Genomic DNA, 18914 nt, shown 5'->3' with positions numbered 1-18914 from the left:
AAACATGACTGAATCTTTTGCTCAACTATTTGAAGAATCCTTAAAAGAAATCGAAACCCGCCCGGGTTCCATCGTTCGTGGTGTTGTTGTTGCTATCGACAAAGATATCGTACTGGTTGACGCTGGTCTGAAATCTGAGTCCGCCATCCCGGCTGAGCAGTTCAAAAACGCCCAGGGCGAGCTGGAAATCCAGGTTGGTGACGAAGTTGACGTTGCTCTGGATGCAGTAGAAGACGGCTTCGGTGAAACCCTGCTGTCCCGTGAGAAAGCTAAACGTCACGAAGCTTGGATCACGCTGGAAAAAGCTTACGAAGACGCTGAAACTGTAGTCGGTGTTATCAACGGCAAAGTTAAAGGTGGCTTCACTGTTGAGCTGAATGGTATTCGTGCGTTCCTGCCGGGTTCCCTGGTAGACGTTCGTCCGGTGCGCGACACGCTGCACCTGGAAGGCAAAGAGCTTGAATTCAAAGTCATCAAGCTGGACCAGAAACGTAACAACGTCGTTGTTTCTCGTCGTGCCGTTATCGAATCCGAAAACAGCGCAGAGCGCGATCAGCTGCTGGAAAACCTGCAGGAAGGCATGGAAGTCAAAGGTATCGTTAAGAACCTCACTGACTACGGTGCATTCGTTGATCTGGGCGGCGTTGACGGCCTGCTGCACATCACCGATATGGCCTGGAAACGCGTTAAGCATCCGAGCGAAATCGTAAACGTTGGCGACGAAATCACTGTTAAAGTGCTGAAGTTCGACCGCGAGCGTACCCGTGTATCCCTGGGCCTGAAACAGCTGGGCGAAGATCCGTGGGTAGCTATCGCTAAGCGTTATCCGGAAGGTACCAAACTGACCGGTCGCGTGACCAACCTGACCGACTACGGCTGCTTCGTTGAAATCGAAGAAGGCGTTGAAGGCCTGGTTCACGTTTCCGAAATGGATTGGACCAACAAAAACATCCACCCGTCCAAAGTTGTTAACGTTGGCGATGTAGTGGAAGTTATGGTTCTGGATATCGACGAAGAACGTCGTCGTATCTCCCTGGGTCTGAAGCAGTGCAAATCTAACCCATGGCAGCAGTTCGCGGAAACCCACAACAAGGGCGACCGTGTTGAAGGTAAAATCAAGTCTATCACTGACTTCGGTATCTTCATCGGCCTGGACGGCGGCATCGACGGCCTGGTTCACCTGTCTGACATCTCCTGGAACGTTGCAGGCGAAGAAGCAGTTCGTGAATACAAAAAAGGCGACGAAATCGCTGCAGTTGTACTGCAGGTTGACGCAGAACGTGAGCGTATCTCCCTGGGCGTTAAACAGCTGGCGGAAGATCCGTTCAACAACTACGTTGCTCTGAACAAGAAAGGCGCTATCGTAACCGGTAAAGTAACTGCAGTTGACGCTAAAGGCGCAACCGTAGAACTGGCTGACGGCGTTGAAGGTTACCTGCGTGCTTCTGAAGCATCCCGTGACCGCGTTGAAGATGCAACTCTGGTTCTGAGCGTTGGCGACGAAGTTGAAGCTAAATTCACCGGCGTTGATCGTAAAAACCGCGCAATCAGCCTGTCTGTTCGTGCGAAAGACGAAGCTGACGAGAAAGATGCAATCGCAACTGTTAACAAACAGGAAGATGCAAACTTCTCTAACAACGCAATGGCTGAAGCTTTCAAAGCAGCTAAAGGCGAGTAATCTTAGTTATTCAGGCCACAACGGCCTGAATAATGACGAGTTTACTTGACAGATTGCAGGATTCGTCCTGTAATCAAGCACAAAGGGCGGCTACGGCCGCCCTTGTTTAAGCTGTAAGCTAACTTTGCCTTGAAGGAAACCGGAGGAAAAATGACCAAGTCAGAATTGATAGAAAGACTTGCCAGCCAGCAATCTCATATCCCGGCGAAAGCGGTGGAAGATGCTGTTAAAGAAATGCTGGAGCATATGGCCTCAACGCTTGCTCAAGGTGAGCGCATTGAAATCCGCGGTTTCGGCAGCTTCTCTCTGCACTATCGAGCACCTCGCACCGGGCGTAACCCGAAGACTGGCGATAAAGTGGAACTGGAAGGTAAATACGTTCCTCACTTTAAGCCCGGGAAAGAACTACGCGACCGCGCCAATATTTACGAAGAGTAAGTTTTTCCGCATCAGGCAAAGACTTACTTAATAAAAAAGCACCTGAGGGTGCTTTTTTTATGTCTGTTTTTCGCGTCCGCTCGCAAAACTTTTGTTACCTGATAGCAAGCGCCAACATTTCCCGGATAGCGCGACGCAACTCCATTCTTTTATGCATGATCACGGCGGCGAATTGTCTGACACTCCCCGATAACAGGGAGGTGTTATGCGATTACCACATCTGGCAGGCTGCGCCATAATCGGAATTTCGCCGCTGCTTTGGCTACCGGCGCTACCGAATATGCTAAGCGTCTGGTGCTTGATTGGCGCTGCGCTAATCATTGCAACGCTGCGCAAACCTTGCACAACGTATGCCGCATTGACGTTGCTATTTTTCGTATGGGGAATATTACATGCCCGGCAAGCGCTGTGGCCCACTGAGCATATTCCCGGTCGCAACCGACAGGCCATTATTGAGCTGGTAGGCGGTGATGGCCTGACGAGCTGGCAAGGTAAGATAATTCGTCTTGAGGGTCGGCGTTTATATCCTGCGGTTGGGATTACCCTCTACGGCAGCGAACTACCTGAAGCAGGCTGCGTTGGGCAGCGCTGGCTGATGACCATCCGCGCTCGTCCGGTACATGGGCAGTTAAATGAGGGCGGCTTCGATAGCCAGCGCTACGCTCTTGCACAGCATCGCCCGCTTAGCGGACGTTTTCTAAATGCCTCATCGCTTGATTCACGTTGCAGCTTCCGGGCTCGCTATCTGGCCTCGTTAAACCGCACACTCGCTGAGTATCCATGGAAAACGGTGATGCTGGGGCTGGGAATGGGGGAGCGCCTGGCAGTTGCGGATGAGATAAAAAGATTAATGCAGGAGACGGGAACCTCCCATTTAATGGCTATCTCCGGCCTGCATATTGCGCTGGGGGCGTCGCTTGGCTGGTTGCTGGTTCGTGGAATACAGTTCTTTCTTCCGTGCCGCTGGATAGGCTGGCGGATACCGCTACTTGTCGGGTTAGGCTGCGCGCTGTTTTACGCCTGGCTTACCGGCATGCAACCCCCGGCGCTGCGTACCTGTGCGGCCTTAAGCGCAGGATGTCTGTTAAGGCTACAGGCCAGGCGTTGGTCGCCGTGGCAAATCTTTTGCTGTTGTATTGCGGCAATACTGTTGGCTGATCCGCTGGCGATGATTTCAGAAAGCCTGTGGTTATCGGTGTTTGCGGTTGCTGCGTTGATTTTCTGGTATCAGCTTGCGCCGCTTCGCCGGCTCCGCTGTCGTTCACCGTGGCGGCAACTGTTGGCGCTGGGCCACCTGCAATGCGGCCTGATGTTACTGCTGGCGCCGCTGCAGATAGGGCTTTTTCATGGGATTAGCCTGACTTCATTGATAGCAAACCTGGTTGCCGTTCCGCTGGTGACATTTCTGATAGTCCCGCTGATTTTAGCGGCGATGCTACTGCATCTAAGCGGCCCGGTGTTGCTTGAAATGGCGTTATGGCAACTCGCCGATCGTCTGCTGGCAATATTATTCTGGTTCTTACGCCATTTGCCTGCCGGATGGTTATCGCTTGACGAACGGTGGTTGGCGATCAGTGTACTACCGTGGCTGGCGCTCCTGGCATGGCGTTTTCAGGCCTGGCGTCAGATGCCGTTACTCTGTATGAGCGGCGTGGCGCTACTCAGTTGGCCCTTCTGGCGCACCGCGACGCCAGGCGAGTGGAGAGTGACGATGTTGGATGTCGGACAAGGGTTAGCGGTGGTTATCGAGCGTCAGGGAGCAGCTATTCTGTACGATACCGGCCCCGCCTGGCCGGGGGGCGATAGCGGCCAGCGACTCATCGTGCCCTGGTTGCGCTGGCGTGGTCTCCATCCTGAAGGAGTCATCTTGAGCCACGAACATCTTGATCATCGCGGTGGCCTGAATGCGATTGTTCAGGCGTGGCCAAATCTCGTTATTCGTAGCTCGCTTAATCTGCGTGGACATCTCCCTTGCCGCAGAGGGGAAGCCTGGCGCTGGCGAGGGCTTCGATTTCAGGCGCTTTGGCCGTTGCCTGCAGGCGAGCATAAGGGAAACAATGGTTCCTGCGTGGTTAGGGTCGATGACGGCAGGCGTAGCGTTTTGCTTACCGGTGATATCGAAATCCCTGCCGAACAGCAAATGATAAGCCATTACTGGCAACATCTTACGTCTACACTTATTCAGGTTCCGCACCATGGCAGTAATACGTCATCCGGCGTGACATTGCTGCAGCGGGTAGGAGGAGAGGCGGCTATCGCCTCGGCAGCGCGTTACAATGCATGGAAGATGCCTTCCAAAAAAGTCGAAGAGCGTTATCGTAAGCAGGGATATCTGTGGTTTGATACGCCGCACTCGGGGCAAATAACGATTATTTTTTCTCCAGATGGTTGGCAAATCCAGAGCTTACGGGATCAACTTTTACCTCGTTGGTATCATCAGTGGTTTGGCGCAGAGGCGTAGAACGGGTAGAATATGCGGCTATTTCAACATAAGCTGGTTTATTGAATGCAGAACGATAAAGATCTCTCCACGTGGCAGACCTTCCGCCGACTTTGGCCGATGATAGCGCCGTTTAAAGCCGGGCTAATCGTAGCGGCCGTGGCGTTGGTGCTTAACGCGGCAAGTGATACCTTCATGTTATCGCTTCTTAAACCGTTATTGGATGATGGTTTTGGTAAAACGGATCGCTCAGTACTGTTATGGATGCCGCTGGTAGTGATTGGTTTAATGGTGCTGCGCGGCATCACCAGTTATATCTCAAGCTACTGCATCTCCTGGGTTTCCGGCAAAGTGGTGATGACGATGCGTCGCCGCCTGTTTGGCCATATGATGGGTATGCCTGTCGCCTTCTTCGACAAACAGTCCACCGGGACATTGCTGTCGCGTATCACCTATGATTCTGAGCAGGTCGCTTCATCTTCCTCCAGCGCGTTGATCACCGTGGTGCGAGAGGGGGCCTCAATTATCGGTCTGTTCGCCATGATGTTCTATTACAGCTGGCAATTGTCGCTGATTCTTATCGTGCTGGCGCCTATCGTCTCAGTGGCGATTCGGGTGGTTTCGAAGCGTTTTCGTAATATCAGTAAGAATATGCAGAACACCATGGGGCAGGTGACCACCAGTGCTGAACAGATGCTCAAAGGGCATAAAGAAGTGCTGATGTTCGGCGGCCAGGCCGTTGAAACCAAGCGTTTTGACAAGGTCAGTAATAAGATGCGCCTGCAGGGGATGAAAATGGTCTCCGCGTCCTCTATCTCCGACCCGGTCATTCAACTGATTGCCTCTCTGGCTCTGGCCTTTGTGCTTTATGCGGCGAGCTTCCCAAGCGTCATGGAAACCCTGACCGCCGGTACCATCACCGTGGTCTTTTCTTCGATGATTGCGCTAATGCGTCCGCTTAAATCCCTGACTAACGTCAACGCGCAGTTCCAGCGTGGGATGGCGGCATGTCAGACGCTGTTCTCCATTCTGGATTCCGAGCAGGAGAAAGATGAAGGCACGCGCGTGATTGAGCGCGCCAAAGGTAACCTGGAATTCCACAACGTCACCTTTAGCTATCCTGGTCGCGAAGTTGCCGCGCTGCGTAACATTAATCTGAGCATTCCGGAGGGAAAAACCGTAGCGCTGGTAGGGCGTTCCGGCTCAGGTAAATCCACCATTGCCAGCCTGATTACCCGTTTTTATGATGTTGACGAGGGGCAAATTCTGCTGGATGGCCACGATCTGCGCGAGTACAAACTGAGCTCGTTGCGTGACCAGGTGGCGCTGGTTTCGCAGAACGTGCACCTGTTCAATGACACCGTCGCCAATAACATCGCCTATGCGCGTACCGAAGAGTACACCCGCGAGCAAATTGAAGAAGCGGCGCGTATGGCCTATGCGATGGACTTTATCAACAAGATGGATAATGGCCTGGACACGATTATCGGCGAGAATGGCGTCATGCTCTCCGGCGGTCAACGTCAGCGTATCGCTATTGCGCGCGCGCTGCTGCGCAACAGCCCTATCCTGATCCTCGATGAAGCCACCTCGGCACTGGATACCGAGTCGGAACGTGCGATTCAGGCGGCACTGGATGAACTGCAGAAAAACCGTACATCACTGGTTATCGCCCACCGTCTGTCGACAATCGAGCAGGCTGACGAAATCGTGGTTGTGGAAGATGGGCGTATCGTTGAGCGCGGTGGCCATCTGGAGCTGCTGGAGCATAAAGGCGTTTACGCGCAGCTACATAAGATGCAATTCGGTCAATGATAGCGCGCATCTGGTCCGGCGAATCGCCGCTATGGCGGCTATTGCTGCCGCTCTCCTGGCTGTATGGCCTGGTGAGCGCTTTCATTCGCCTCAGCTATAAGCTGGGGTGGAAAAAAGCCTGGCGCGCGCCGGTGCCGGTTGTCGTAGTCGGTAATTTGACCGCCGGCGGCAACGGTAAAACGCCGGTGGTAGTGTGGTTGGTGGAGCAACTACAGCAGCGAGGCATTCGCGTCGGCGTGGTGTCTCGCGGTTACGGCGGCAAAGCCGACAGCTATCCGTTGGTTCTGGATGACGCGACCAGTACGGCGCAGGCGGGCGATGAACCGGTGTTGATTCATCAGCGTACCGGCGCGCCGGTAGCGGTTTCTCCGCTACGCAGCGACGCGGTAAAAGCGTTATTGGCCGCCCACGATTTGCAAATTATTGTTACCGATGACGGTCTGCAGCACTATAAGCTGGCGCGGGATGTAGAAATTGTCGTGATTGACGGTGTACGCCGCTTTGGCAACGGCTGGTGGCTGCCGGCCGGGCCGATGCGCGAGCGCGCATCCCGTTTGCAAAGTGTCGATGCCGTTATCGTCAACGGCGGGGTCGCCCGCCCGGGTGAAATTCCGATGCAGTTGCGTCCCGGCATGGCGGTGAACCTGCTTACCGGCGAGCGTCGCGATGTTGCGACCCTCGATAACGTAGTAGCGATGGCCGGTATTGGCCATCCGCCGCGCTTTTTCGCGACGCTAGAAAACTGCGGCGTGCGGCCGGTGAAAACCGTGGCGCTGGCGGATCATCAGGCGCTGAGTCAAAGCGCAGTCGCCGCATTGGTAACCCCGTCGCAGACGTTGTTGATGACCGAGAAAGACGCGGTAAAATGCCGTGAATTCGCCGCCGCTAACTGGTGGTATCTGCCGGTTGACGCCATAATGACCGATGATCGCGCACAGCGGTTGCTCGCGGACTTAGTGACGCTGGCGCAACGTTAACCTGCGTGCTGGCTTTGCTCGCCGCTGTGCTTGAATCCCCTACGGAGAACCTGCATGTCGGTATTGCAACTATCGCTAAAAGAGGCTCGCCATCTTCATCTTGCGGCGCAGGGGTTACTGAAAAAGCCCCGACGTCGCGCTCGCCAGACTGACATCCTTTCCACCATCCAGCAGATGTCGCTGCTGCAAATCGATACGATCAACGTGGTCGCCCGTAGCCCTTATCTGGTGCTGTTTAGCCGCCTTGGTAGCTATCCGCAGCACTGGCTGGATGATTCCTTGCGTAGCGGCGAACTGATGGAATACTGGGCGCATGAAGCCTGTTTTTTGCCACGCAGCGATTTCGCCCTCGTGCGCCACCGGATGTTGAATCCCGACAAGATGGGCTGGAAATACCATAAAGAGTGGATGCTCGAGCATGCCGCGAGCATAGAAGAGTTGCTGGAGCATATTGCGCAAAATGGCCCGGTTCGCTCGGCGGATTTTTCCCATCCACGTAAAGGCGCCAGCGGCTGGTGGGAGTGGAAACCACATAAACGTCATCTGGAAGGGTTGTTCACCGCCGGCAAACTGATGGTCGTTGAGCGGCGTAATTTTCATCGCGTCTATGATTTAACCCATCGTGCGATGCCGCATTGGGATGATGGGCGCGATGCGCTCTCCCGTCAGGAGGCCGAGTCCATTATGCTACGTAACAGCGCGCGCAGCCTGGGCGTTTTTCGTCCACAGTGGCTGGCCGATTATTATCGTCTACGCCAGCCTGCATTACCGGCGCTGCTGAAGGGCTGGCAGGATGAGGGGCTGGTGGTGCCGGTGATGGTTGAGGAGTTGGGTGAGATGTGGCTGCACCGCGATCTGCAAGCTGTGCTGGAATCGGCATCCGGCGGTAAGTTAACCGCCAGCCACAGCGCCGTGCTCTCGCCGTTTGATCCGGTAGTCTGGGACCGTAAACGCGCCGAGCAGTTATTCAACTTCAGCTATCGGCTGGAATGTTATACCCCAGCGCCGAAACGGCAATACGGCTACTTTGTACTACCGTTGCTGCATCAGGGAAAACTGGTTGGCAGGATGGACAGCAAGTTGCACCGTAAGGGCGGCGTGCTGGAGATCTTTTCGCTGTGGCTGGAAGAGGGAGTTAAAGTGACTGCCGGGCTGGAGAGCGGACTCCAGCGGGCAATTAATGATTTTGCGCGCTGGCAAGGGGCAGAAGAGGTTGTGCTGCGCCAGTTACCCGCGACGCTATTTGCTAACCAGCGGCAAGGTTGGGGCGTTGATGCCGCGTGATACGCGGGCTACCATCCTGTGATATGCTGCTGCCAAATCTATTCGGTCCATCAGGAGGAATCATGGATCACCGTTTACTCGAAATTATCGCCTGCCCGGTTTGCAACGGTAAGCTGTACTACAGCCAGGATAAGCAAGAGCTTATCTGTAAAGCCGACAGCCTGGCCTTCCCGCTGCGCGAAGGGATCCCGGTACTGCTTGAAAACGAAGCGCGTTCGCTCGCGGTTGAAGAGAGCCAGCCATGAGTTTTGTCGTCATTATTCCCGCGCGATTTGCCTCCACGCGCCTGCCGGGGAAACCGCTGCAGGATATCAACGGTAAGCCGATGATCGTCCACGTGCTGGAACGCGCCCGCGAATCCGGCGCGGATCGCATTATCGTCGCCACCGACCATGAAGATGTCGCGCGTGCGGTGGAAGCCGCGGGCGGCGAGGTTTGTATGACCCGCGCCGACCATCAATCCGGCACCGAACGTCTGGCGGAAGTCGTTGAAAAATGTGCTTTCAGCGATGACACTATCATCGTCAATATTCAGGGTGATGAACCGATGATCCCGTCGGCGATCGTGCGCCAGGTGGCGGAAAACCTTGCGGCCAGCACCAGCGGGATGGCAACGCTGGCGGTGCCTATTCACGATGCCGAAGAAGCATTTAACCCGAATGCGGTCAAAGTGGTCATGGATGCCGACGGCTATGCGCTCTATTTTTCTCGAGCGACTATTCCCTGGGATCGCGATCGTTTTGCAAAATCGCGCGAAGAAATTGGCGATTCCCTGCTGCGCCATATTGGTATTTACGCTTATCGCGCCGGTTTTATTCGCCGCTACGTCAGCTGGGCGCCAAGCCCACTGGAGCAAATTGAGATGCTCGAACAGCTGCGCGTACTATGGTACGGCGAAAAAATCCACGTCGCGGTGGCGGAAGTGGTTCCTGGCACCGGCGTTGATACGCCGGAAGATCTGGAGCGCGTCCGCGCCGAGCTGCGTTAATCCTTGCCGTCCCCTTCGGCTGAAGGGGACATATTTCTGCCGCTAATTAGCCCATTTTTGATCTTATCCGCTGACAAGTCGCCCCCAGACGCTCATTATGAAAACAGTAGTCTTCATGAGGGTATCTATGATGGAACAGTTGCGAGCCGAACTGAGCCACCTGCTTGGCGAGAAGCTAAGCCGCGTGGAGTGCGTTAGCGAGAAACCCTCGTCAGCGCTATGGTCGCTGTATGATGCGCAGGGAAACCCGATGCCGCTGTTGGCGAAAAGCTTTACCACGCCCGGTGTGGCGCGCCAGCTGGCGTGGAAAATTTCGCTGCTTGCCCGTAGCGGCACCGTTCGTATGCCGGTGGTATACGGCGTCATGACGCATGAAGAACATCCGGGGCCTGACGTATTGCTCATTGAACGGTTACGCGGCGTTTCAGTTGAAGCGCCAGCGCGCACGCCCGAGCGTTGGGAGCAGCTGCAGGATCAGATTGTCGAGGGGTTACTGGCGTGGCATCGGCATGATAGCGGCGGCTGTGTGGGGATGGTCGATAGCACTCAGGAAAACCTCTGGCCGCACTGGTATCGCCAGCGGGTAGAAATGCTGTGGAGCACGCTCAACCTCTATCATGACACCGGGCTAACGATGCAGGATAAGCGCATTTTATTCCGCAGTCGTGAGAGCCTGCCGCAGTTGTTTAGCGATTTCAACGATAACTGCGTACTGGTCCATGGCTGCTTTACGCTACGAAGTATGCTCAAAGACGCGCGCAGCGATCAGCTGTTGGCGATGGTCGGTCCGGGGATGATGCTGTGGGCGCCGCGGGAGTACGAACTGTTCCGCCTTGCCGACGGCGGATTAGGGGAGCAGTTATTATGGCGCTACCTGCAGCGGGCGCCGGTAGCGGAGTCTTTCGTCTGGCGGCGTTGGCTATATCAGTTATGGGATGAAGTCGAAAATCTGGTGAATACCGGGCGCTTCGATCGCGCCCGTTTCTCGCTTGCCGCGAAATCAATCCTGCCCTGGATCGCCTGACGCTCCCTTCAGCCACTGCCAGCTTCGTCCCAGGGTCTCGTAAATCGCGCGTTCGCTGTGCATCAGCCAATACGGTGACGGCAGCGCGCGTTCCCAGGGGTTAAGCGCCGATTCCACCGCCAACTGGTTGGCTGGCGCCGGTAATGGATTCAGTCCGGCATGGCGGAAAAATATCATCGCTCGCGGCAGATGCGAGGCGGATGTCACCAGCAGGAATGGCGCGCCGCCGATGGCTTTTTTTACTTCAGCCGCCTCCTGTTCGGTATCTTTTGGTCGGTCAAGGACGATAATCGCGCTGCGTGGTACGCCGAGGCTTTCGGCGACGCGCGCCCCCGCCTCGGCGGTACTAACCGGGTTGGTTTTGGCCGCCGCCCCGGTAAAGATCATTTTCGAGCCTGGGTTTTCCCGCCACAGGCGGATCCCCTCTGCCAGCCGCGGCAGGCTGTTGTTGATCAGGTTGGAGCTCGGCGCCCACTGCGGATTCCAGGTATAGCCGCCGCCCAGCACCACGACATACTCAACGGATTGGCCGCCACGCCAGGTCGGGTAGCTTTTTTCGATAGGTTTTAACAACCCATCGGCTACCGGCTGCAGGCTTAATAGCGCCAGCAACAGCCAGCTCAGGGTAACCAGCGCTTTGCCGGTTTTTTGAAAACGGCTGCGACAGAGCAGAATGATGCCGATCGCCATCAGCAATAACAGCAGAGGAAGCGGCAGCATCATGCCGCCCAATACCTTTTTCAGAGTGAAAAGCATCCCGAATGGTTCCTTTTTTAACCATATAACCAAAGTTATATACGGATCTTATAACAGATCGCTTCATTATCGCCGTGGGTATGACAAAATAGCGGTTTTGTGTTGGCTTGTGGAGTCGTCCGTGCAGGATCGCAATTTTGATGACATCGCTGAAAAGTTTTCGCGCAATATTTATGGCACCACCAAAGGCCAACTGCGCCAGGCGATCCTTTGGCAGGATCTGGAACCGCTGCTCGCGCAGATGGGGCCAGGGCCGTTGCGGGTACTTGATGCCGGCGGCGGCGAAGGGCAAACGGCGATCCGCGTCGCGGAATTAGGCCATCACGTGACGCTATGCGATCTTTCCGCCGAAATGGTGGCTCGTGCTCAGCAGGCCGCCCGCGATAAAGGTGTGATCGACAACATGCATTTTGTACAATGCGCGGCGCAGGATATTGCTCAGCATTTGGAAAGCCCCGTCGATCTGATACTGTTTCATGCGGTGCTTGAGTGGGTCGCGGAACCGCAGGAAATGTTGCGCACGCTGTGGTCGGTATTGCGCGCGGGCGGCGCGCTGTCGTTAATGTTCTACAATGCTAACGGCCTGCTGATGCACAATATGGTCGCCGGAAACTTCGACTACGTGCAAATCGGCATGCCGAAAAAGAAAAAACGCACGCTGTCGCCGGATTATCCGCGCGATCCGCAGCAGGTATACGGCTGGCTGGAAGCTCTCGGTTGGCAGATAACCGGTAAAACCGGCGTGCGGGTGTTTCATGATTATCTGCGTGAGAAACGTAAACAGCATGACAGCTTTACTGCGCTGCTGGAGCTGGAAACGCGCTACTGTCGCCAGGAGCCGTATATCAGCCTGGGCCGCTATATTCATGTCACTGCGCTTAAGAAAGATCCAGGCGCACAGCCGCAGATGCAAGGATAAACTATGAGTGAATTTTCCCAGACAGTCCCCGAACTGGTTGCCTGGGCCAGGAAAAATGATTTTTCCATCTCGCTGCCGGTCGACAGACTCTCTTTTCTGCTGGCTGTCGCCACGCTGAACGGCGAGCGGCTGGAAGGGGAAATGACCGAGGGAGAACTGGTGGACGCGTTCCGCCACGTCAGTGATGCGTTTGAGCAGACCAGCGAAACCATCAGCCAGCGCGCCAATAACGCCATCAACGATATGGTGCGCCAGCGTCTGCTGAACCGCTTTACCAGCGAAATAACGGAAGGGAATGCGATCTACCGCCTGACGCCGTTAGGTATTGGCATTACCGACTACTATATTCGCCAGCGTGAATTCTCCACCCTGCGTTTGTCGATGCAGCTGTCGATTGTGGCCGGCGAACTGAAGCGGGCTGCAGATTCCGCGGATGAGGGCGGCGATGAATTCCACTGGCATCGCAACGTCTTTGCGCCGCTGAAATATTCGGTGGCGGAAATCTTCGATAGTATCGATCTGACTCAACGCATCATGGATGAGCAGCAACAGCAGGTGAAAGACGATATCGCCCAGTTGCTGAACAAAGACTGGCGCGCGGCGATTTCCAGCTGCGAACTGTTGCTGTCCGAAACCTCCGGCACTCTGCGCGAATTGCAAGATACTCTGGATGCGGCGGGCGATAAGCTACAGGCCAACCTGCTGCGTATCCAGGACGCCACCATCGCGCGCGACGATCTGCATTTTGTCGACCGTCTGGTGTTCGACCTGCAAAGCAAGCTCGATCGTATTGTCAGCTGGGGTCAACAGGCTATCGACCTGTGGATCGGTTACGATCGTCACGTACATAAATTTATCCGTACCGCCATCGATATGGATAAAAACCGCGTTTTCGCCCAGCGTTTGCGTCAGTCGGTACAGACCTACTTCGACGCACCGTGGGCGCTGACCTATGCCAGTGCCGACCGTTTGCTGGATATGCGCGATGAAGAGATGGCGCTGCGCGATGAAGAAGTCACCGGCGAGCTGCCGGCAGACCTTGAATTCGAAGAGTTCAACGAAATTCGCGAGCAGCTGGCCGCGCTGATTGAAGCGCAGCTGGCGGTCTACAAAGAGAAGGGTATGCCGCTGGATCTCGGCCTGGTGGCGCGAGAGTTTCTGGCGCAGTATCCGCGCGCGCGTCACTTTGACGTCGCGCGAATCGTTGTTGACCAGGCGGTACAGCTGGGCGTCGCCCAGGCAGATTTCACCGGACTGCCGGCAAAATGGCAGCCGATTAATGATTACGGAGCCAAGGTACAGGCGCATGTCATTGACAAATATTGAACAAGTGATGCCAGCTAAGCTGGCGCAGGCGTTGGCCAATCCGTTATTTCCGGCGCTGGACAGCGCCCTGCGTGCGGGCCGCCACATTGGCCTGGATGAGCTGGATAATCACGCATTTTTGATGGATTTTCAGGATTACCTGGAAGAGTTTTACGCGCGCTACAACGTTGAGCTGATTCGCGCGCCGGAGGGGTTCTTCTACCTGCGTCCGCGCTCCACGACGTTGATCCCGCGCTCGGTATTATCAGAGCTGGATATGATGGTCGGCAAAATTCTGTGCTACCTCTACCTCAGCCCCGAACGTCTGGCTAATGAAGGCATCTTCACTCAGCAAGAGCTCTACGATGAGCTGCTGACGCTGGCGGATGAAAGCAAATTGCTGAAGCTGGTCAACAACCGTTCCACCGGTTCCGACCTCGACCGCCAGAAGCTGCAGGAAAAAATGCGCGCGTCCCTCAACCGCCTGCGCCGCCTCGGCATGGTGTGGTTTATGGGCCACGACAGCAGTAAATTCCGCATCACCGAATCGGTGTTCCGCTTTGGTGCTGACGTGCGCGTTGGCGACGATCCGCGCGAAGCGCAGCTGCGCATGATCCGCGACGGCGAAGCGATGGCGCTGGAGAATCACCTGCAGCTCAATGATGAGAATGAAGAGAATCAGCCGGATAGCGGGGAGGAAGAATAATGATTGAACGCGGTAAGTTTCGCTCGCTGACGCTGGTTAACTGGAACGGTTTTTTTGCCCGGACCTTCGATCTTGATGAGCTGGTAACCACCCTTTCCGGGGGTAACGGTGCCGGTAAATCCACGACCATGGCGGCTTTCGTCACAGCGCTGATCCCGGATTTAACCCTGCTGCACTTCCGTAACACCACCGAAGCGGGCGCCACAAGCGGTTCGCGTGATAAAGGCCTGCACGGTAAACTGCGCGCCGGCGTCTGTTACTCGGTGCTTGATGTGATCAACTCGCGCCACCAGCGTGTGGTGGTTGGCGTGCGTCTGCAGCAGGTTGCCGGGCGCGACCGTAAAGTCGATATTAAGCCATTTGCCATCCAGGGATTGCCAACCTCGATCCAGCCGACCCAACTGTTGACCGAAACCCTTAACGAGCGCCAGGCGCGCGTCGTGAGCCTCAACGAGCTGAAAGAGAAGCTCGACGCGATGGAAGGGGTGCAGTTCAAACAGTTTAACTCGATTACCGAATATCACTCGCTGATGTTTGATTTGGGCGTGGTAGCGCGTCGTCTGCGTTCAGCATCCGATCGTAGCAAATACTACCGCCTGATTGAGGCCTCGCTGTACGGCGGGATCTCCAGCACCATTACCCGCTCCCTGCGCGATTACCTGCTGCCGGAAAACAGCGGCGTACGTAAGGCATTCCAGGATATGGAAGCGGCGCTGCGTGAAAACCGTATGACGCTGGAAGCGATTCGCGTTACCCAGTCCGATCGCGATCTGTTTAAGCACCTTATCAGTGAAGCCACCAACTACGTGGCGGCGGACTACATGCGTCACGCCAACGAGCGGCGCATCCATCTGGATAAAGCGCTGGAGTACCGTCGCGAGCTCTTTACCTCGCGTTCGCAGCTGGCGGCAGAGCAGTACAAACATGTCGATATGGCACGCGAGCTGCAGGAACACAACGGCGCAGAAGGCGATCTGGAAGCCGACTACCAGGCCGCCAGCGATCACCTGAACCTGGTACAAACCGCGCTGCGTCAGCAGGAAAAAATCGAGCGCTACGAGGCGGATCTCGACGAACTGCAGATCCGTCTGGAAGAGCAAAATGAAGTGGTGGCGGAAGCCGCCGACCAGCAGGAAGAGAACGAAGCCCGCGCCGAGGCCGCCGAACTGGAAGTGGATGAGCTGAAAAGCCAGCTCGCCGATTACCAGCAGGCGCTCGACGTGCAGCAGACTCGCGCCATTCAGTACAATCAGGCGCTACAGGCGCTGGAACGCGCGCGCGCGCTGTGTCACCTGCCGGATTTAACCGCCGACAGCGCCGACGAATGGCTGGAAACGTTCCAGGCGAAAGAGCTGGAAGCGACGGAAAAAATGCTGTCGCTGGAACAGAAAATGAGCGTGGCGCAAACCGCGCACAGCCAGTTTGAACAAGCGTATCAGCTGGTTGCGGCGATCAACGGGCCGCTGGCGCGTAATGAAGCCTGGGATGTGGCGCGTGAATTACTACGCGACGGCGTCAACCAGCGTCATCTGGCGGAGCAGGCGCATGGGCTGCGTAGCCGTCTCAACGAGCTGGAACAGCGTCTGCGTGAACAACAAGACGCCGAGCGCCAGCTGGCCGAATTCTGTAAGCGCCAGGGCAAACGCTACGATATCGACGATTTGGAAACGCTGCATCAGGAGCTGGAAGCGCGCATTGCCTCATTGGCCGACAGCGTCTCTAACGCTCAGGAACAGCGCATGGCTCTGCGTCAGGAGCTTGAGCAGCTGCAGTCGCGTACTCAGACGCTGATGCGCCGGGCGCCGATTTGGCTGGCGGCGCAAAACAGCCTCAACCAACTGTGCGAGCAGTGCGGTGAGCAGTTTGAATCAAGCCAGGACGTCACCGAATACCTGCAGCAGCTGCTGGAGCGCGAGCGCGAAGCCATTGTTGAGCGCGATGAAGTCGGCGCCCGCAAGCGCGCCATTGACGAAGAAATTGAGCGTCTCAGCCAACCGGGCGGCTCTGAAGACCCGCGTCTGAACGCGCTGGCGGAGCGCTTTGGCGGCGTGCTGTTGTCGGAAATCTATGACGACGTTAGCCTCGACGATGCGCCGTACTTCTCCGCGCTGTATGGCCCATCGCGCCATGCGATCGTGGTTCCGGATCTGTCACAGGTGGCGGAGCAGCTCGAAGGGCTGGAAGATTGCCCGGAAGACCTGTATCTGATCGAAGGCGATCCGCAGTCCTTCGATGACAGCGTATTCAGCGTCGATGAGCTGGAAAAAGCGGTGGTGGTGAAGATTGCCGACCGCCAGTGGCGCTATTCGCGTTTTCCGACGCTGCCGCTGTTTGGCCGCGCCGCCCGTGAAAACCGCATCGAAACGCTGCACGCCGAGCGTGAAAGTCTCTCCGAGCGTTTTGCTACGCTGTCGTTTGACGTGCAGAAAACGCAGCGCCTGCATCAGGCCTTCAGCCGCTTCATCGGTAGCCATCTGGCGGTTGCCTTTGATGACGACCCGGAAGAAGAGATCCGCAAACTCAATAGCCGCCGCGGTGAACTCGAGCGTGCGCTGAATGCGCATGAAAGCGATAACCAACAGAATCGCGTCCAGTACGAGCAGGCGAAAGAGGGCGTATCGGCGCTGAACCGCCTGCTGCCGCGCCTGAACCTGCTGGCCGATGAGACGCTGGCCGATCGCGTAGATGAAATCCAGGAACGTCTGGACGAAGCGCAGGAAGCGGCGCGCTTTATCCAGCAGCATGGCAATCAGCTGGCGAAACTGGAACCGATCGTCTCGGTACTGCAAAGCGACCCGGAACAGTTTGAACAGCTGAAAGAAGACTATGCCTATTCGCAGCAAATGCAGCGCGATGCGCGTCAGCAGGCTTTCGCGTTGGCGGAAGTCGTGCAGCGCCGCGCCCACTTCAGCTACTCTGACTCGGCGGAGATGCTCAGCGGCAACAGCGATCTCAACGAGAAGCTGCGCCAGCGCCTGCAACAAGCAGAATCTGAGCGCAGTCGCGCTCGCGAAGCGATGCGTAGCCACGTTGCGCAGTTGAACCAGTACAACCAGGTGCTGGCGTCGCTGAAAAGCTCGTATGACACCAAGAAAGAGCTGCTCAACGATCTGTATAAAGAGCTGCAGGATATCGGCGTACGCGCCGATACCGGCGCGGAAGAGCGTGCGCGTGCGCGTCGTGATGAACTTCATATGCAGCTGAGCAACAACCGCTCCCGTCGTAATCAGCTGGAGAAAGCGTTGACCTTCTGCGAAGCGGAGATGGACAACCTGACCCGCAAACTGCGCAAGCTGGAGCGCGATTACTGCGAAATGCGCGAGCAGGTGGTGAGCGCTAAAGCGGGATGGTGCGCGGTGATGCGTCTGGTGAAAGACAACGGCGTAGAACGTCGTCTGCACCGCCGCGAGCTGGCCTATCTCTCCGCCGACGAACTGCGTTCGATGTCGGATAAGGCGCTGGGCGCGCTGCGTCTGGCGGTCGCCGATAACGAACACCTGCGCGACGTCCTACGTATTTCGGAAGATCCGAAACGTCCGGAGCGCAAAATTCAGTTCTTCGTTGCGGTTTATCAGCACCTGCGCGAGCGTATCCGCCAGGATATTATTCGCACCGACGATCCGGTGGAAGCGATCGAGCAGATGGAAATCGAGCTCAGCCGTCTGACCGAAGAGCTGACCAACCGTGAACAGAAGCTGGCCATCAGTTCCCGCAGCGTGGCGAATATCATTCGCAAGACCATTCAGCGTGAACAGAACCGTATTCGCATGCTCAACCAGGGGCTGCAGAGCGTGTCGTTCGGCCAGGTCAACAGCGTGCGTCTGAACGTCAACGTGCGCGAGACCCACTCGACGCTGCTGGATGTCCTGTCTGAACAGCATGAGCAACATCAGGATCTGTTTAACAGCAATCGCCTGACCTTCTCGGAAGCGCTGGCTAAACTGTATCAGCGCCTGAATCCGCAGATTGACATGGGGCAGCGTACACCGCAAACCATCGGCGAGGAACTGCTCGACTACCGCAACTATCTGGAGATGGAAGTGGAAGTTAACCGTGGTTCCGACGGCTGGCTGCGCGCGGAGTCCGGCGCGCTGTCGACCGGTGAAGCGATCGGTACCGGGATGTCGATTCTGGTGATGGTAGTGCAGAGCTGGGAAGATGAATCCCGTCGCCTGCGCGGCAAGGATATCTCGCCTTGCCGTCTGCTGTTCCTCGATGAAGCTGCGCGTCTGGATGCTCGCTCTATCGCCACGCTGTTCGAACTGTGCGAACGTCTGGAGATGCAGCTGATTATCGCGGCTCCGGAAAATATCAGCCCGGAAAAAGGCACCACCTATAAACTGGTGCGTAAAGTGTTCAATAATCACGAACATGTACACGTTGTCGGGCTGCGCGGTTTTGCCGCGCCGGTACCGGAAGCGCTGCCTGGAACCGCTGACGCCTCCTGAAAGGGCGTCGATTAATAGGAAAAAGGGTGACAATTTGTCGCCCTTTTTGTTTTTCTGTACAGTATTCTTACAACATGTGATCTTTAAACTTCTTTACATTTGGCAAGGCAAAAGCGTTTTCGCCTTTATATACTGA

13 protein-coding genes and 1 pseudogene are annotated in these 18914 nt (G+C 56.1%); 13 read left to right on the top strand and 1 reads right to left on the bottom strand.

Annotation, left to right across the window (positions count from 1 at the left end; translation table 11 throughout):
- The first annotated feature begins 4 nt into the window (after window positions 1-4).
- The 9 genes from rpsA to ABLU86_RS10510 all read left to right on the top strand — a co-directional run bounded on the left by rpsA (window position 5) and on the right by ABLU86_RS10510 (window position 10644).
- Window positions 5-1678 (top strand): 30S ribosomal protein S1, encoded by a 1674-nt coding sequence (gene rpsA / locus ABLU86_RS10550; protein WP_015367470.1) that lies wholly within the window; start codon window positions 5-7, stop codon window positions 1676-1678.
- 150 nt (window positions 1679-1828) lie between these two features.
- Window positions 1829-2116 (top strand): integration host factor subunit beta, encoded by a 288-nt coding sequence (gene ihfB, locus ABLU86_RS10545; RefSeq protein WP_004100704.1) that lies wholly within the window; start codon window positions 1829-1831, stop codon window positions 2114-2116.
- A gap of 205 nt (window positions 2117-2321) precedes the next feature.
- Entirely contained in the window at window positions 2322-4577 is a 2256-nt protein-coding gene (locus ABLU86_RS10540; protein ID WP_046883508.1) for a ComEC family protein, read from the top strand.
- A 45-nt stretch (window positions 4578-4622) separates the two neighbouring features.
- Complete coding sequence (gene msbA / locus ABLU86_RS10535) at window positions 4623-6371, top strand: lipid A ABC transporter ATP-binding protein/permease MsbA (RefSeq protein WP_015367468.1); 1749 nt, start codon at window positions 4623-4625, stop codon at window positions 6369-6371.
- Window positions 6368-7348: a tetraacyldisaccharide 4'-kinase gene (gene lpxK / locus ABLU86_RS10530; protein ID WP_032714164.1), complete on the top strand. Its 981-nt coding sequence runs from the start codon at window positions 6368-6370 to the stop codon at window positions 7346-7348. The genes msbA and lpxK overlap by 4 nt, the downstream gene beginning before the upstream one ends.
- A gap of 54 nt (window positions 7349-7402) precedes the next feature.
- Entirely contained in the window at window positions 7403-8632 is a 1230-nt protein-coding gene (locus ABLU86_RS10525; RefSeq protein WP_045362330.1) for a winged helix-turn-helix domain-containing protein, read from the top strand.
- Between the two features lie 62 nt (window positions 8633-8694).
- Entirely contained in the window at window positions 8695-8877 is a 183-nt protein-coding gene (gene ycaR, locus ABLU86_RS10520) for a protein YcaR (RefSeq protein WP_042892909.1), read from the top strand.
- Window positions 8874-9620 (top strand): 3-deoxy-manno-octulosonate cytidylyltransferase, encoded by a 747-nt coding sequence (gene kdsB / locus ABLU86_RS10515; protein ID WP_015367464.1) that lies wholly within the window; start codon window positions 8874-8876, stop codon window positions 9618-9620. The genes ycaR and kdsB overlap by 4 nt, the downstream gene beginning before the upstream one ends.
- 130 nt (window positions 9621-9750) lie before the next feature.
- Window positions 9751-10644, top strand: coding sequence for a YcbJ family phosphotransferase (locus ABLU86_RS10510; protein ID WP_032706173.1), 894 nt, complete (start codon window positions 9751-9753; stop codon window positions 10642-10644).
- On the opposite strand, the gene elyC is transcribed toward ABLU86_RS10510, so the two are convergent.
- On the bottom strand, window positions 10621-11400 hold the full coding sequence (elyC, locus tag ABLU86_RS10505; protein ID WP_348796117.1) for an envelope biogenesis factor ElyC: 780 nt from the start codon (window positions 11398-11400) through the stop codon (window positions 10621-10623). The genes ABLU86_RS10510 and elyC overlap by 24 nt on opposite strands.
- A 121-nt stretch (window positions 11401-11521) precedes the next feature.
- On the opposite strand from elyC, the pseudogene cmoM reads away from it, so the two are divergent.
- From cmoM to mukB, 4 genes and pseudogenes are all read left to right on the top strand, one after another.
- Window positions 11522-12326 (top strand): annotated as a pseudogene (gene cmoM / locus ABLU86_RS10500) (tRNA uridine 5-oxyacetic acid(34) methyltransferase CmoM).
- Entirely contained in the window at window positions 12323-13645 is a 1323-nt protein-coding gene (gene mukF, locus ABLU86_RS10495; protein WP_015367460.1) for a chromosome partition protein MukF, read from the top strand. Before cmoM ends, mukF begins: the two are co-directional and overlap by 4 nt.
- Window positions 13626-14330 (top strand): chromosome partition protein MukE, encoded by a 705-nt coding sequence (mukE, locus tag ABLU86_RS10490; protein WP_015367459.1) that lies wholly within the window; start codon window positions 13626-13628, stop codon window positions 14328-14330. The genes mukF and mukE overlap by 20 nt, the downstream gene beginning before the upstream one ends.
- Window positions 14330-18778, top strand: coding sequence for a chromosome partition protein MukB (gene mukB / locus ABLU86_RS10485; RefSeq protein WP_015704893.1), 4449 nt, complete (start codon window positions 14330-14332; stop codon window positions 18776-18778). The genes mukE and mukB overlap by 1 nt, the downstream gene beginning before the upstream one ends.
- Window positions 18779-18914: the final 136 nt, after the last annotated feature.

This window comes from Klebsiella sp. JN_Kp121 (assembly GCF_040062145.1).
GTDB lineage: Bacteria > Pseudomonadota > Gammaproteobacteria > Enterobacterales > Enterobacteriaceae > Klebsiella > Klebsiella aerogenes.
Note: the sequence above shows the minus strand (reverse complement) of the source record. Positions and strands in the feature narration are given on the sequence as shown.

Excerpts from the sequence above, each read along its gene's own strand:
- rpsA (WP_015367470.1), top strand. The coding sequence starts at position 5 with ATGACTGAATCTTTTGCTCAACTATTTGAAGAATCCTTAAAAGAAATC.
- mukE (WP_015367459.1), top strand. The coding sequence starts at position 13,626 with ATGTCATTGACAAATATTGAACAAGTGATGCCAGCTAAGCTGGCGCAG.
- lpxK (WP_032714164.1), top strand. The coding sequence starts at position 6,368 with ATGATAGCGCGCATCTGGTCCGGCGAATCGCCGCTATGGCGGCTATTG.
- mukF (WP_015367460.1), top strand. The coding sequence starts at position 12,323 with ATGAGTGAATTTTCCCAGACAGTCCCCGAACTGGTTGCCTGGGCCAGG.
- kdsB (WP_015367464.1), top strand. The coding sequence starts at position 8,874 with ATGAGTTTTGTCGTCATTATTCCCGCGCGATTTGCCTCCACGCGCCTG.
- ABLU86_RS10510 (WP_032706173.1), top strand. The coding sequence starts at position 9,751 with ATGGAACAGTTGCGAGCCGAACTGAGCCACCTGCTTGGCGAGAAGCTA.
- msbA (WP_015367468.1), top strand. The coding sequence starts at position 4,623 with ATGCAGAACGATAAAGATCTCTCCACGTGGCAGACCTTCCGCCGACTT.
- elyC (WP_348796117.1), bottom strand. The coding sequence starts at position 11,400 with ATGCTTTTCACTCTGAAAAAGGTATTGGGCGGCATGATGCTGCCGCTT.
- mukB (WP_015704893.1), top strand. The coding sequence starts at position 14,330 with ATGATTGAACGCGGTAAGTTTCGCTCGCTGACGCTGGTTAACTGGAAC.
- ihfB (WP_004100704.1), top strand. The coding sequence starts at position 1,829 with ATGACCAAGTCAGAATTGATAGAAAGACTTGCCAGCCAGCAATCTCAT.
- ABLU86_RS10525 (WP_045362330.1), top strand. The coding sequence starts at position 7,403 with ATGTCGGTATTGCAACTATCGCTAAAAGAGGCTCGCCATCTTCATCTT.
- ABLU86_RS10540 (WP_046883508.1), top strand. The coding sequence starts at position 2,322 with ATGCGATTACCACATCTGGCAGGCTGCGCCATAATCGGAATTTCGCCG.
- ycaR (WP_042892909.1), top strand. The coding sequence starts at position 8,695 with ATGGATCACCGTTTACTCGAAATTATCGCCTGCCCGGTTTGCAACGGT.